This window comes from Bradyrhizobium sp. B120 (assembly GCF_049075665.1).
Taxonomy (GTDB): Bacteria; Pseudomonadota; Alphaproteobacteria; order Rhizobiales; family Xanthobacteraceae; genus Bradyrhizobium.
On record NZ_CP185242.1, the window covers coordinates 8,268,904 to 8,282,568 of the forward strand.

14 protein-coding genes are annotated in these 13,665 nt (G+C 64.7%); 3 read left to right on the forward strand and 11 right to left on the reverse strand.

What is annotated here, in order from left to right:
* Positions 1-15 precede the first annotated feature (15 nt).
* Complete coding sequence (locus ACOIX3_RS38350) at positions 16-387, forward strand: signal transduction histidine kinase (RefSeq protein WP_420967158.1); 372 nt, start codon at positions 16-18, stop codon at positions 385-387.
* 21 nt (positions 388-408) lie between these two features.
* Entirely contained in the window at positions 409-642 is a 234-nt protein-coding gene (locus ACOIX3_RS38355) for a hypothetical protein (RefSeq protein ID WP_420967160.1), read from the forward strand.
* Between the two features lie 37 nt (positions 643-679).
* Here the strand turns inward: ACOIX3_RS38355 and ACOIX3_RS38360 are convergent, their stop codons facing one another.
* The 3 genes from ACOIX3_RS38360 to ACOIX3_RS38370 form a co-directional block, all read right to left on the reverse strand.
* Positions 680-1,681: an Hsp33 family molecular chaperone gene (locus ACOIX3_RS38360; RefSeq protein ID WP_176533928.1), complete on the reverse strand. Its 1,002-nt coding sequence runs from the start codon at positions 1,679-1,681 to the stop codon at positions 680-682.
* Between the two features lie 209 nt (positions 1,682-1,890).
* Complete coding sequence (gene argF, locus ACOIX3_RS38365; protein ID WP_342726122.1) at positions 1,891-2,817, reverse strand: ornithine carbamoyltransferase; 927 nt, start codon at positions 2,815-2,817, stop codon at positions 1,891-1,893.
* Positions 2,817-4,022 (reverse strand): aspartate aminotransferase family protein, encoded by a 1,206-nt coding sequence (locus ACOIX3_RS38370; RefSeq protein WP_420967162.1) that lies wholly within the window; start codon positions 4,020-4,022, stop codon positions 2,817-2,819. Before ACOIX3_RS38370 ends, argF begins: the two co-directional genes overlap by 1 nt.
* A 496-nt stretch (positions 4,023-4,518) precedes the next feature.
* On the opposite strand from ACOIX3_RS38370, the gene ACOIX3_RS38375 reads away from it, so the two are divergent.
* Entirely contained in the window at positions 4,519-5,031 is a 513-nt protein-coding gene (locus tag ACOIX3_RS38375) for a GcrA family cell cycle regulator (RefSeq protein WP_420967164.1), read from the forward strand.
* Positions 5,032-5,268: 237 nt separating this feature from the next.
* On the opposite strand, the gene phoB is transcribed toward ACOIX3_RS38375, so the two are convergent.
* From phoB to ACOIX3_RS38415, 8 genes are all read right to left on the reverse strand, one after another.
* Positions 5,269-5,979 carry a phosphate regulon transcriptional regulator PhoB gene (gene phoB, locus ACOIX3_RS38380; RefSeq protein ID WP_016844067.1) on the reverse strand — a complete coding sequence of 237 codons (711 nt, stop codon included), beginning with the start codon at positions 5,977-5,979 and terminating at the stop codon, positions 5,269-5,271.
* A gap of 130 nt (positions 5,980-6,109) precedes the next feature.
* Complete coding sequence (gene phoU / locus ACOIX3_RS38385; protein ID WP_050403109.1) at positions 6,110-6,826, reverse strand: phosphate signaling complex protein PhoU; 717 nt, start codon at positions 6,824-6,826, stop codon at positions 6,110-6,112.
* A 97-nt stretch (positions 6,827-6,923) separates the two neighbouring features.
* Positions 6,924-7,742 (reverse strand): phosphate ABC transporter ATP-binding protein PstB, encoded by an 819-nt coding sequence (gene pstB / locus ACOIX3_RS38390; RefSeq protein WP_029079896.1) that lies wholly within the window; start codon positions 7,740-7,742, stop codon positions 6,924-6,926.
* Positions 7,739-8,584, reverse strand: a complete 846-nt coding sequence (gene pstA / locus ACOIX3_RS38395) for a phosphate ABC transporter permease PstA (RefSeq protein ID WP_092123044.1) — start codon at positions 8,582-8,584, stop codon at positions 7,739-7,741. Before pstA ends, pstB begins: the two co-directional genes overlap by 4 nt.
* Before the next feature lie 4 nt (positions 8,585-8,588).
* Positions 8,589-9,578, reverse strand: a complete 990-nt coding sequence (gene pstC, locus ACOIX3_RS38400) for a phosphate ABC transporter permease subunit PstC (protein ID WP_420967165.1) — start codon at positions 9,576-9,578, stop codon at positions 8,589-8,591.
* A gap of 230 nt (positions 9,579-9,808) precedes the next feature.
* Complete coding sequence (pstS, locus tag ACOIX3_RS38405; RefSeq protein ID WP_342726120.1) at positions 9,809-10,819, reverse strand: phosphate ABC transporter substrate-binding protein PstS; 1,011 nt, start codon at positions 10,817-10,819, stop codon at positions 9,809-9,811.
* A 136-nt stretch (positions 10,820-10,955) separates the two neighbouring features.
* Positions 10,956-12,269 carry an ATP-binding protein gene (locus tag ACOIX3_RS38410; RefSeq protein WP_420967166.1) on the reverse strand — a complete coding sequence of 438 codons (1,314 nt, stop codon included), beginning with the start codon at positions 12,267-12,269 and terminating at the stop codon, positions 10,956-10,958.
* 84 nt (positions 12,270-12,353) lie between these two features.
* Positions 12,354-13,409, reverse strand: a complete 1,056-nt coding sequence (locus ACOIX3_RS38415; RefSeq protein WP_224943987.1) for a lysylphosphatidylglycerol synthase domain-containing protein — start codon at positions 13,407-13,409, stop codon at positions 12,354-12,356.
* Positions 13,410-13,665: the final 256 nt, after the last annotated feature.

A 13,665-nucleotide genomic window follows, 5' to 3' on the forward strand; every position in this document is an offset into this window, starting at 1 on the left:
AACAGGAGATTCACCGTGTCACTTACCCAATTGGACGTCGATGACGGACCGCACAGCATGGACGGGCTGCGACTTCTCGCCCGTGATGGAAATGAACGGATCGAGGCATTCATCGGCCGCAAGGTGATGGACATCTGGGCCGAGTCTGTCGAGCACCGCGGCGGACATCAAAGCCTGTTCCGCGATCAATACAACGCACTCGGCAGGCTGAACCTGGCGGCGATCGAGCGGATCGTCAGTGCAAAATACCAACGCGGTGCTGCGTTCAACCGCCAGCATCCCTATGTCGAGGTACTGTTCTCGGATATCACCGACAGCGGGGAGACCTTGAATCTGAGCGGGCTCGTGCGCGAGACCCTGCCGCCCGCGTTTCACCGACTGAGTTGAGATCGATCCAGGAGGATTCCCATGACGACGAAGAAATCCCTGCTCTCCATTGACGAACCAGAGCCGAAGAAGCCGCTGCGCGCCGACCGGCCTCCTACCGAAGGCTTCGTGATCATTGTCGACAAACAGTTCAAGTCGGAGTTCGACACCGCCGAGGCTGCTGAAACGTCTGGCCGACAACTGAAGGCGGCTTATCCGATGCTTCAGATCGAAATCTACGACGCCGCCGGCAAGACCCGAACCTTGCTGAGCTGACAGGCCTGGTTACCGGGCCTCGTAGGCGGTTTTCCGCCTACTCGACGCCGGCTTCCTGCGGGGTGAATTCGTAGACCGACGAGCAGAACTCGCAAGTCACGACCACCTTGCCGTCCTTGACCATCTCGGCGCGATCGTTCGGCGCAAAGCTCTTCAGCATCGACGACACCGCATCGCGCGAGCAGGAGCACTGCGCGCGGAGCGTTTGCGGATTAAAGACGCGCACGCCGCGTTCGTGGAACAGGCGGTACAACAGCCGTTCGCCGGAGAGATCGGGATCGATCAGCTCGACATCCTCGACGGTGGAGATCAGCGACTGCCCCTCGACCCAGGCATCGTCATCCGGCACGCTGTGCGTGGCCGTACCTTCCGGCGCATCGCCGGGATGCAGATCGGCCTGCTTGGCGCGTTCGGGGGCCTTGGGCAGGAATTGCAGCAGGATGCCGCCAGCGCGCCAGTGCAGCTTGCCGCCTTCGCCGCCGCGCATCTCCTCGCCGACCGCGAGCCGCACCCGGGTCGGAATCTGCTCCGAGCGCAGGAAATATTCGTGGGCCGCCTCTTCGAGGCCGCCGCCGTCGAGCGCGACCAGGCCCTGGTAGCGGCTGGTGTTCGCGCCCTGATCGATGGTCATCGCAAGGTGGCCCTTGCCGAGCAGCTCACCCGAGCTCTGCCCATCCTTGAGGCGCGCCACATCGTAGCGCGCATAGGCACGCAGCCGGTCGGGCGCCTGGAAATCGACGATCAGGAGCGAGACCGGACCGTCGGTCCGGGTCTGCAGGATGAAGCGGCCCTCGAACTTGACGGAGGAGCCGAGCAGCGTGGTCAGCACAATGGCCTCGCCGAGCAGCTTGCCGACCGCGGGCGGATAATCGTGCTTGTGCAGGATCTCGTCGAGCGCGGGGCCGAGCCGGGTCAGCCGGCCGCGCAAGTCCAGCGCGCCGACCTCGAAGGCCAGCACGGCATCGTCGACAGGAACCGCCGAGGGCGCGCGAATGGGCGTCTCGGCCTGGATTTTGATGTCGGGGGATTGTGAAACCATGGCGCTCTATCTGGGGTCTCGGACCATGAAATAAAGGGGTTCAGCAGAACCGATCTATCCGTCGTCCCTGCGAAAGCAGGGACCCATAACCACCGATGTCAGTTGCTGCATCGAGCTGGAGCCCCAGCCTTCACAACAACTGGCAGCGATGGTTATGGGTCCCGGGTCGCGCTGCGCTTGCCCGGGACGACAACGTTAGTGACCTACAATTACGCGACCGTGTCGAAACACCAGGCCAGGATGCCCTTCTGCGCATGCAGGCGGTTTTCCGCCTCGTCGAACACCACGGATTGCGGCCCGTCGATCACCTCGTCGGTGACCTCCTCGCCGCGATGCGCGGGCAGGCAGTGCATGAACAGCGCGTCCGGCTTGGCGAGCGACATCAGCTTGGCATTGACCTGATAGGGCTTCAGCACGTTGTGGCGGTGCTCGCCCTCCTTGTCGCCCATCGACACCCAGGTGTCGGTGACGACGCAGTCGGCGCCGCGCACGGCGGCTTCCGGATCGGTGCCGAGCATGATCGGCGCGCCGGTGGCCTTGATCCAGTCCCGCATCGGCTTCTTCGGCGAGAGCTCCGGCGGGGTCGCGATGTTGAGATTGAACTTGAAGCGCTCGGCGGCGTGCGCCCAGGAGGCCAGCACGTTGTTGTCGTCGCCGGTCCAGGCCACCGTCTTGCCCTCGATCGAGCCGCGGTTTTCCTCATAGGTCATGAGGTCGGCCATCACCTGGCAGGGATGCGAACGCCGGGTCAGCCCGTTGATGACGGGCACGGTGGCATGAGCGGCGAGCTCGAGCAGCGCGTCATGGTTGAGGATGCGGATCATGATCGCATCGACATAGCGCGACAGCACGCGCGCGGTGTCGGCGATGGTCTCGCCGCGGCCGAGCTGCATCTCGGCGCCGGTCAGCATGATGGATTCACCGCCGAGCTGGCGCATGCCGACGTCGAACGACACCCTTGTGCGGGTCGACGGGCGCTCGAAGATCATCGCCAGCGTCTTGCCTTCGAGCGGCTTCCTGCCCTTCTCATGCGCCTTCAGCTTCGCCTTCATGGCGGCTCCGGCAGAGAGCATGTTGCGCAGCTCAGCGAGCGGCAGCTCGTTGATGTCGAGGAAATGACGGACCGGCTTGCTCATTATCCAGCCGCCTTCTTCGGCTGCGGCGCCGATAGCACGGAGCAGGCGTGCTCGAGCGCCGTGATCGACTGGTCGATCTCGGCCTCGGTCACGATCAGGGGCGCGAGGAACCGCACCACATTGTCGCCGGCGCCGACGGTGAGCAGCTTCTCGTTGCGCAGCGCGGCGATCAGATCGCCCGACGGCACCACCGCCTTGACGCCGATCAACAGGCCCTCGCCGCGCACCTCCGACAGCACGCCGGGATAGCGGTCGACGACGGAAGCGAGCTTCTGCTTGAGCAGCAGCGACATCTTCTGCACGTGCTCGAAGAAGCCGGGCTTGAGCATGACGTCGAGCACGGCATTGGCGGCGGCGACCGCGAGCGGATTGCCGCCGAAGGTCGAGCCGTGCGAGCCCGGCGCCATGCCGGCCGCAGCCGGCGCGGTCGCCAGCACCGCGCCGATCGGGAAACCGCCGCCGAGCGCCTTGGCCAGCGACATCACGTCCGGCGTGACGCCGGTGCGCTTGTAGGCGAACAGCTCGCCGGTGCGGCCCATGCCGGTCTGCACTTCGTCGAATGCGAGCAGCAGGCCATGCTCGTCGCACAGCGCGCGCAGCGCCTTGAAGAACGCCTGCGGCGCCGAGCGCACGCCGCCCTCGCCCTGCACCGGCTCGATCAGGATGCCGGCGGTGTGCGGGCCGATCGCCTTCTTCACCGCCTCGATGTCGCCGTGCGGCACCTGGTCGAAGCCGTCCATCGGCGGGCCGAAGCCCTCGAGATATTTCGCCGAGCCGGTCGCAGCCAGCGTGCCGAGCGTGCGGCCATGGAAGGCTCCTTCGAAGGTGATGATGCGGTAGCGTTCGGGATGGCCCTTGGAGAAGTGGTGGTGGCGGACCAGCTTGATCACGCCCTCCATCGCTTCGGCGCCGGAATTGCAGAAGAACACGAAGTCGGCAAAGCTCTGCTCGCACAGCCGCGCGGCAAGCACCTCGCCGTCCGGGCTCTTGAACAGGTTCGACATGTGCCAGAGCTTGGTCGCCTGCTCCTGCAGCGCCTTGACCAGATGCGGATGCGCATGCCCGAGCGCGTTCACCGCGACGCCGGAGGTGAAATCGAGATAGCGGTCGCCATTGGTTGCGATCAGCCAGGCGCCCTCACCGCGCTCGAAGCCGAGATCGACCCGGGCGAAGACGGGGAGCAGATGCGACGAGGCGTTGGTCATGGCGTTCACTGCCGGTTTGAAGCCGTCAATTGCTGCGCGCCTTGACGCCAACGCAGCAACCGCCAGCTTCGGAAAACAAAACGGCCGCCTTTGCGGGCGGCACGTGCGGGTCATTCTATGCGGCGGCCGGTCAGTGTCAATCGCCAGGAGCCGGCCTTTGCCGGCCTTCCTGCAATGCGAAACCGGCGCAATCCGGAGCATTCCGGTGCGGTGGAAAAGCCTCATAGCAATGCTTAACTTTGTGGGAACATGTGGACGCACGGCCGCGGACTCTTGCGCCAGAGTCACGCCATATTGTAGCGTTTGGCCTGTCGGGTACGACATCTCGTGCGGCAGTACTGGACCCTCTAAGTAGCCTTCGTGTCTCCTGTAAACGTTCGGGCGCAACACCGTGCCCGGCGAGGGCTAAGGGATTCTGGCCGCAGGGATATTTGTCCAGATTGGCTCGCAGCGCCGCTCCGATGAGTGGCCGGCGCCATGCGAAAGGAAGAATGTGATGACTCTATTGACATGGTCCGACGATCGCGTCGAGCAGCTGAAGAAGCTCTGGGAATCCGGCCTCTCGGCCAGCCAGATCGCGGCGGAACTTGGCAATGTGACGCGAAACGCCGTGATCGGCAAAGTACATCGGCTCGGCCTCTCCGGCCGCGCCAAGGCCCCCTCCACGGCTGCGCCGCGGCAGCGCAAGGCGCGCCCCGCCCAGCATATGATGCGGGTGGCGCGCCCGGTCTCGCGCGGCAACACCGCGCTTGCGCACGCCTTCGAGGTCGAGATGGAGCCCGATCCGATCTCCTTCGACAACGTGGTGCCGATGAGCCAGCGGCTGTCGCTGCTCGAGCTCAACGAGGCCACCTGCCACTGGCCGGTCGGCGATCCCTCGAGCCCGGAATTCTTCTTCTGCGGCGGCAAGGCACTCGCCGGCCTGCCCTATTGCGCGCATCACTCGCGCGTCGCCTACCAGCCCGCCGCCGATCGCCGCCGGCCGTCGGCGAAGCCACAGATCAAGTAAGCACTCGGGAAACTGCCTGGACTACAAAACAAATCCCCGCGAAAGCGGGGATTTTTTTGTGGCTCGTAGCCCGGATACAGCCGCCAGCGTCGTCCCGGCGCAGGCCGGGACCCATAACCACGAATGGGTGTTGTTAGAAAGTCGTCTAGCCGCGTGCCGATTGCGCCCGCCGCGGCGTATGGGTCCCGGCCTTCGCCGGGACGACAGGGTGTTGCGGCTTGTGATTACCGCACGGCCTTACGGCTGCGGCTCGGCCTTCGCGAAGCGGTCATCGAGTGCGTAGCCGGCGCCGCGCACGGTGCGGATCGGATCCTGCTCGCGGCCCGGATTGAGCAGCTTGCGCAGGCGGCCGATATGCACGTCGACGGTCCGCTCATCGATATAGATGTCGCGGCCCCAGACGCTGTCGAGCAACTGCTCGCGGCTGAACACGCGGCCAGGGTGCTCGAGGAAGAATTCGAGCAGCCGGTACTCGGTCGGACCGAGATCGATCGGACGCCCCGAGCGCGCCACGCGGCGCTTCTCGCGGTCGAGCTCGATGTCGCCGTAAGTCAGCACGGTCGCAAGCCGCTCCGGGCTCGCGCGGCGCAACAGGCCCTTCACCCGCGCCAGCAGTTCGGGCACCGAGAACGGCTTGACGATGTAATCGTCGGCGCCGGTGGCAAGCCCGCGCACGCGCTCGCTCTCCTCGCCGCGCGCGGTCAGCATGATGATCGGAAGCTGCTTGGTCTCGGGCCGCGCCCGCAGACGGCGGCACAGCTCGATGCCGGACAGGCCCGGCAGCATCCAGTCCAGTACCACGAGGTCGGGAACGCGCTCCTTCAGACGGGTGTCGGCATCGTCGCCGCGCCCGACCGTTTCGACATCGTAGCCTTCCGCATCGAGGTTGTAGCGCAACAGTGTCGTCAGCGCTTCCTCGTCTTCGACTACCAGAATGCGTGCGCTCATCGGTTTAAGTTCTCTCTCTGTGGTGATCCGTTGCCCAGACGCAAACCGAAACGCTTACTTTCCTGAGCATAATCCCCGCGGAAACGACTTGTCGTGAAGACAATCCGGCTCCGCGCTTGCGGATCATGTCCTAGGTACCCGGCACCGTGGTGGCAAAGTTGGTCATGTCGCCCTTCGGACGCTTGTCGGTGATCTGCTGGCCCTCGATCATATAGAACACGGTTTCGGCGATGTTGGTGGCGTGATCGCCGATCCGCTCGATGTTCTTGGCGCAGAACATCAGATGGATGCAGAACGAGATGTTGCGGGGATCCTCCATCATGTAGGTCAGCAGCTCGCGGAACAGCGAGGTGCAGATCGCATCGACCTCCTCGTCGCCCTTCCAGACGTTCATCGCCGCCGGCAGGTCGTGCGCGGCATAGGCGTCGAGCACCGACTTGACCTGCGACAGCACGAGGTCGGTCATGTGCTCAAGGCCGCGGATCAGCTTCAGCGGCTGGAAATCGCTTTCCAGCGCCGCGACGCGCTTGCCCATGTTCTTGGCGAGGTCGCCGATCCGCTCAAGGTCGGTGGCGACGCGCATCGCGCTGACGATTTCGCGCAGATCGATCGCCATCGGCTGGCGGCGGGCGATCGTCAGCACCGCGCGCTCTTCGATGACGCGCTGCAGATTGTCGATCTCGATGTCGGCGGCGACGACGCGCTTGCCGAGCGCGACGTCGCGACGGATCAGCGCGTCGACCGACTCGGTGATCATCCGCTCGACGAGGCCGCCCATCTCGGCGACCAGGCGGGTCAACTCCTGCAGGTCGCTGTCGAATGCCTTGGCGGTATGTTCAGAAGCCATCGCTTGTCTCCCTCATGATCCCGGGGATCATGATTTGGTGTCCTCAGTTTCGCATGATCCGATCGGAAAACCGGTGCCCACTTTTGCCGATCATGCGCTAGCCGAACCGGCCGGTGATGTAGTCCTGGGTGCGTCGATCGCTCGGCGAGGTGAAGATCTTGTTGGTGTCGTCGAACTCGATCAGCTCACCGAGATACATGAAGGCAGTCTTGTCGGAGACGCGCGCCGCCTGCTGCATGTTGTGGGTTACGATCGCGATCGTGTAGTCCTCGGAGAGCTCCTGGATCAGCTCCTCGACCTTGGCGGTCGAGATCGGATCGAGCGCCGAGCACGGCTCGTCGAACAGGATCACCTCGGGCCGCACCGCCACGGTGCGCGCGATGCACAGGCGCTGCTGCTGGCCGCCGGAGAGCGACAGGCCGGAAGCGTTCAGCTTGTCCTTGACCTCGTTCCACAGCGCGCCGCCGCGCAGCGCCTTCTCGACCCGGTCGTCCATCTCGGACTTCGAGATCTTCTCGTAGAGGCGGATGCCGAAGGCGATGTTCTCGTAGATCGTCATCGGGAACGGCGTCGGCTTCTGGAACACCATGCCGACCCGCGCGCGGAGCAGGTTGAGGTCGAGCTTGGGATCGAGAATGTTGGTCTGGTCCAGCATCAGCTGGCCGACCGCGCGCTGGCCCGGATAGAGATCGTACATCCGGTTGAAGATGCGCAGCAGGGTCGACTTGCCGCAGCCCGACGGGCCGATGAACGCCGTGACGCGGTTGGTGCCGAGCGTCAGGTTGATGTTCTTCAGCGCGTGGTGCTCGCCGTAATAGAAGTTGAGGTTGCGCACCGTGACTTTCGGCGGCGCTTCCGGCAGCGGCACCTGGGGAACGTGGCTCGCGACGGTTGTGGAGACGGAAAGCTCGGTCATTTTGCGGCCCTTTCGGCACCAAGGATACGCGCGCCGATATTCAGCGCGAGCACAGTGAAGGTGATGAGCAGCGCACCGCTCCACGCCAGCTCTTTCCAGTAGGCGTAGGGGCTCTGCACGAAGTTGTTGATGGTCACCGGCAGGTTGGCCATCGTCTTGGTCAGGTCCAGGCTGAAGAACTGGTTCGACAGCGCGGTGAACAGCAGCGGCGCGGTCTCACCGGCAACACGGGCGGTCGCCAGCAGCACGCCGGTGATCAAGCCGCTACGGGCGGCACGATAAGCGATCCGCTTGATCACCAGCGAACGCGGCAGGCCGAGCGCGGAGGCCGCCTCGCGCAGCGGATTGGGCACCAGCAGCAGCATGTCCTCGGTGGTGCGCAGCACGACCGGGATCACGATCACGGCGAGCGCAAGACTGCCTGCGATCGCCGAGAAGCCGCGCATCGGCACCACCACCGCGCCATAGATGAACAGGCCGATGATGATCGAAGGCGCGCTGAGCAGGATGTCGTTGATGAAGCGGATCACCGAGGTCAGCTTGTCGTGCTTGCCGTACTCAGCGAGGTAGGTGCCGGCGAACAGGCCGAGCGGCGCGCCGATGCCGACGCCGATCACCGTCATGATGACCGAGCCGACGATGGCGTTGAGCAGGCCGCCTTCGGTCGAGCCCGGCGGCGGCGTGTTCTGGGTGAACAGCTGCACGCTGAGGCCGGCAAGGCCGTTATAGACCAGCGTGAACAGGATCAGCGCCAGCCAGGTAACGCCGAACAGCGCCGCGCCGACACAGAGTGCGCGAATGACGATGTCGCTGCGGCGGCGGGATTTGTAGATCGGGTTCATGGCGCTATTTCCCCGCTTTCGTTTCAAGCCGCATCAGCATCAGCCGGGCGCCGGCGAGCACGAAGAAGGTCAGCACGAACAGCAGGAGGCCGAGCAGGATCAGGCCGGACTGGTGCAGGCCGTCGCTCTCGGCGAATTCGCTAGCGATCGCCGCCGAGATCGTGGTGCCCGGCGCGAAGATCGACGACGAGATGCGGAACGAGTTGCCGATGATGAAGGTCACCGCCATCGTCTCGCCGAGCGCGCGGCCGAGCGCCAGCATGATGCCGCCGATCACGCCGACCCGGGTGTAGGGGATCACGACGCTGCGGACGACTTCCCAGGTGGTGCAGCCCATGCCGTAGGCGGCTTCTTTCAGCACCGGCGGCACGGTCTTGAACACGTCGACCGAGATCGCGGTGATGAAGGGCAGCACCATGATGGCAAGGATCAGCGCGGCGTTGAACAGGCTGAGATAGGACGGCGGACCTGCGAACACCGCACCCAGCACCGGAACGCCCTCGAATATCCTGATCATGAAGGGCTGGAACGTGTTGGCCAGGAACGGGCCCAGCACGAAGAAGCCCCACATGCCGTAGATGATCGAGGGAATGCCGGCGAGTAGCTCGATGGCGATGCCGATCGGGCGGCGCAGCATTTGCGGGCAGAGTTCGGTGAGGAAGATGGCGATGCCGATGCCGACCGGAATGGCGATCATCATCGCGATGACCGAGGTGATCAGCGTGCCGTAGATCGGGCCGAGCGCGCCGAGCACCGGCGGATCGGCCGAGGGCGCCCAGCGCTGCGTCCAGAGGAAGGCGAAGCCGTATTCCTTCATCGCCGGCCAGGCGCCGGCGATCAGCGACAGGATGATGCCGCCGAGGATCAACAGGACCGAAATCGCCGAGATGCGGGTGATCCAATAGAAGGTGAGATCGCCGAGCTTGAAGGCGCTGAGGGCCTTGGCGCGATCGTAAGGTCCCGCGGCTTCCATCACATCGCTCTGAACAGCCATGTCTGCCACGCCAATCCCCTCATTACTATGTGAAAGCTACGCAAACCGCTACGCCCCGAAGCGATCTTCACTGACGCATTTGGCCGGGCGTCGTTCCGGCTTGCGCCACCCGGGGCGCGAACCCCGGCCCCGCCCCGCGTTTCTTGCCGCGGTGATGGAAGCCAGGGCCTCAATCGGTCGACCTGTGCCGCCCCTGAGAGGCGGCACAGGCGTTGTTCAAAGCGTCGGACTTAGCTCTTGATGTCCGAGGACCAGGTCTTCTCGATCAGCTTGACGACCGATTCCGGCATCGGGATGTAGTCGAGCTCTTCGGCCGCCTTGCCACCCTTCTCGAAGGCGTACTTGAAGAACTTCAGCGCTTCCTGCGAGGCCGCCTTGTCGGTCGAGTCCTTGTGCATCAGGATGAAGGTCGCCGCAGTGATCGGCCAGGAGGCTTCGCCCGGCTGGTCGGTCAGGATCACGTAGTAGCCGGGAGCCTTGGACCAATCGGCGTTCGACGCAGCGGCCTGGAAGGCGGCGACGGTCGGCTGCACGGTCTTGCCGGCCTTGTTGACCAGCGCGGTGTAGGTCAGCTTGTTCTGCTTGGCATAGGCGTATTCGACATAGCCGATCGCGTTCTTGGTCTGGCCGATGTTACCGGCAACGCCCTCGTTGCCCTTGGCGCCGACGCCGACCGGCCACTCGACCGCGGTGCCGGAACCGACCTTGGACTTCCAGTCGGCGTTCGACTTGGAGAGGTAGTCGGTGAAGTTGAAGGTGGTGCCCGAACCGTCCGAACGGCGCACGACGGTGATCGCGTCGGCCGGCAGGGTCAGCTTCGGATTGAGCTTGGCGATCGCCGCGTCATTCCACTTGGTGATCTTGCCGAGATAGATGTCGCCGAGCACTTCGCCGGAGAGCACGAGATCGCCCGGCTTGATGCCTTCGACGTTCACGACCGGAACGATCGCGCCCATCACCATCGGCCACTGGACGAGGCCGTCCTTCTCGAGCTGCTCGGCCTTGAGCGGCGCGTCGGTCGCGCCGAAGGTCACGGTCTTGGCCTGGATCTGCTTGATGCCGGCGCCGGAACCAATCGACTGATAGTTCAGGCCATTGCCGGTGTCCTTCTTGTAGGCGTCAGCCCACTTCGAATAGATCGGGAACGGAAACGTCGCGCCTGCGCCGGTAATATCGGCAGCGAAGGCCGACGTCGAAGCGGCGACCATGCCGGCAACGACGATTGCTTTGATGAAATTCATGGGGTGGTCTCCATCTTGTGAGCGAAGCGCCAATTGCGCCCGATCGCGCTCACACCGGTCCATCTAGGAGCGGTCGGTGCTGCTTTTACGAAGGTTGGATGACAGTTCGATGACAGCACTAAGTGACTGAAAACGCTTAGCTTTGGGTCGGTAATGGGGTCTTCGGCCGGGGAAAACAGGCGGTAAACGTCGCGCCATTCTTCGGCACGCTCTCGATCAGAAGACGCCCGCGATGACGGTTAAGAATATGTTTCACCAGCGATAATCCGAGGCCGGTTCCGCCCTGGTTACGGCTGTCGCCGACGTCCACCCGATAGAACCGCTCGGTCAGCCGCGGCAGGTGCTCCGGGGCGATGCCGGGGCCGAAATCCCGTACCATGACACGGATTTCGGGGCTCCCCTCGCCCGATGTGCCCGAAACGGTCTGATTGAGCGACACTATGACGCGGCCGCCCGAGGCGCCGTATTTGAGGGCGTTCTCGATCAGGTTCTCGAACAGGCGGAGCAGTTCCTCGCGGTCGCCGGCGATCGTGACCGGGGTCGGTGGCAGGTCGACGTCGATCTCGACCTGGCGCTCGCTGGCCAGCGCCTCGAGCCCGTCGGCCACCTGGCGGATGATCGGCACGATATCGATCGACGCCTCGGGCCGCACATGGGCCGACAGTTCGACCCGCGACAGCGAGAGCAGGTCGTCGATCAGCCGCGCCATGCGGGTGGCCTGGGTGTGCATGATGCCGAGAAAGCGCTCGCGCGCCCGCGCGTCCTCGCGCGCCGGCCCCTGCAGCGTGTCGATGAAACCGGACAGGGCGGCGAGCGGCGTGCGCAGCTCATGGCTGGCATTGGCGACGAAATCGGCGCGCATCTCCTCGACCCGGCGCAGCGGCGTCAAATCGTGGAAGGTCATCAGCATGCACTTCTCGGTGCCGCCGAACTGGGTCGGCACCGGCACCGGCGTGATCACCAATTCCATCCAGCGATCGACCGGAACGTGGTCGGAGTAGGTGGCGCGGCGCGGCTCGGTGGTCGCGATCGCCTCGCGCAACGCAGTGATAATCTCCGGCGAACGCAGGGCAAATTGCGCCAGCTCGTTCTTGCGCAGCGCCGGCGCCAGCTGGGCCGCGGCGGTGTTGAGATGGATGACGCGGCCGGCGCGGTCGAGCAGCACCGCCGGGTCCGGCATGCCGGCAACGACCGCGCTGACGGCGGTCGCCTCGACCGGATTGCCGTGGCGGACATCCTCGCGCGAGGTGCCGGCATCATGCAGCCGCCATGGCACCAGCGCCGCAGCCGCGATGCAGACGAACACCACGCAGGCGCGCAGCAGCGACAACTCGCCGAGCGCGACCACCACGCTCAGCGCCAGCGCTGCGGCAAGCAGGATCAGCGCGGAATGGCGCAAGCGGTCGGGCCAGGGCGAGAAAATCGAATGCGGCGTATCGTCAATGGCCATCGCGGCGGCTTTCTTCCCGTCGGTTCGTGTCTCGCCCAGGCGCGGTCAAATCGACCTTCCCTCGGGAGGCATCGGGCCGCGTCATCAGACCCCGGAATCACCACGCTTGCGGACCAGAACCGCCTCATGATGCGGCTCAGCGCGGGGACCCGAATCAGTCTGCGGCAGCCGCTTGAGTCGGGCGCCGACGATAACCTCCCGAAACGTCAGCAAGATTACAGATATGACGAACGGCGCAATATAGTAGAGCAGCCGGAACAACAGCATACCGCCGAGCAGGTCCTCGCGGTCCATCTGCCAGAGGCCGACCAGCATGGCGGCGTCGAACACCCCAAGCCCGCCGGGGGAATGGCTGGCGAAGCCGAGCAGGGTCGCCGACACGAAGATGACCGCGACCACGACGAAGCCGAGATTGGGCTCGTCCGGCACCAGCACGTACATCGCCAGCGCGCAGAAGCCGAGGTCGACGATGCCGATCGCGATCTGCAGCAGCGTCAGCGGGCCGCCCGGCAGGGTCACCGTCCAGGGACCGCGGCCGACCACCCGCGGCTGGGTCCAGACCCAGACCACATAGGCGACCAGCGCGATGATGATGCCGAACGCCAGCGTCCGGTTGAGCCAGGGCGGCAGCTGGTCGATGTTGGCGGCGGCTTCCGGATGATAGGCGATGCCGAGCCCGAGCACCGCGGCATTGCCGAGCCAGAAGGTCAGACCGGCGAGAAAGCAGATCTTGGCGACGTCGATCGCGTTCAATCCCCAGGCCGAATAGATCCGGTAGCGCACCGCGCCGCCGGTGAAGACGCTGGCGCCGACATTGTGCCCGATCGAATAGGAGGTGAAGGCCGCGAGCGCATTGACGCGATAGGGCACGTGGGCGTGGCCGATCGCGCGCACCGCGAACAGATCGTAGAAGGTCAGCGTGAAGTAGCCGGCTGCGACGAACAGTCCCGCCAGCGCGATTTGTCGCGGCTCGGTGCTCTTGATGGCCTCGAGCACCTCATTGGTGTCGATGCCGCGCAGCATATGATACAGGACGTAGCAGGCGATGCCGATGACGGCGATGCTGATGACAACACCCAGCCGATGCAGGATTTGCTTCTGGCGCAGAAACGCCATCGCCCTGCGTATTGCTTCCAGCATCTAGACCTCGAATTGCGATCCCGCGACGACGGCTCCCGGGCGAACCCCGCCGGCGCTTCGCTGTGCCCCGACCCCTGTAGCGCGTTTTAAGCCGGAGTGGAATTCGTCAAACGACAATAAAACGCGCATCTTCAAGATATTAGGGATGATTCATGACAGCGGGTGCACAAATATGCGCGTTTCTCGCCATCTTCGACAAGACTTGACATCGACGTGCGGCAGTTAGCCCGCCGAACGGTGCGCAAGGCCATCCGGG

Coding starts and splice junctions, on each gene's coding strand:
- ACOIX3_RS38355 (WP_420967160.1), top strand. CDS start 409: ATGACGACGAAGAAATCCCTGCTCTCCATTGACGAACCAGAGCCGAAG.
- ACOIX3_RS38360 (WP_176533928.1), bottom strand. CDS start 1,681: ATGGTTTCACAATCCCCCGACATCAAAATCCAGGCCGAGACGCCCATT.
- argF (WP_342726122.1), bottom strand. CDS start 2,817: ATGAGCAAGCCGGTCCGTCATTTCCTCGACATCAACGAGCTGCCGCTC.
- ACOIX3_RS38370 (WP_420967162.1), bottom strand. CDS start 4,022: ATGACCAACGCCTCGTCGCATCTGCTCCCCGTCTTCGCCCGGGTCGAT.
- ACOIX3_RS38375 (WP_420967164.1), top strand. CDS start 4,519: ATGACTCTATTGACATGGTCCGACGATCGCGTCGAGCAGCTGAAGAAG.
- phoB (WP_016844067.1), bottom strand. CDS start 5,979: ATGAGCGCACGCATTCTGGTAGTCGAAGACGAGGAAGCGCTGACGACA.
- phoU (WP_050403109.1), bottom strand. CDS start 6,826: ATGGCTTCTGAACATACCGCCAAGGCATTCGACAGCGACCTGCAGGAG.
- pstB (WP_029079896.1), bottom strand. CDS start 7,742: ATGACCGAGCTTTCCGTCTCCACAACCGTCGCGAGCCACGTTCCCCAG.
- pstA (WP_092123044.1), bottom strand. CDS start 8,584: ATGAACCCGATCTACAAATCCCGCCGCCGCAGCGACATCGTCATTCGC.
- pstC (WP_420967165.1), bottom strand. CDS start 9,578: ATGGCTGTTCAGAGCGATGTGATGGAAGCCGCGGGACCTTACGATCGC.
- pstS (WP_342726120.1), bottom strand. CDS start 10,819: ATGAATTTCATCAAAGCAATCGTCGTTGCCGGCATGGTCGCCGCTTCG.
- ACOIX3_RS38410 (WP_420967166.1), bottom strand. CDS start 12,269: ATGGCCATTGACGATACGCCGCATTCGATTTTCTCGCCCTGGCCCGAC.
- ACOIX3_RS38415 (WP_224943987.1), bottom strand. CDS start 13,409: ATGCTGGAAGCAATACGCAGGGCGATGGCGTTTCTGCGCCAGAAGCAA.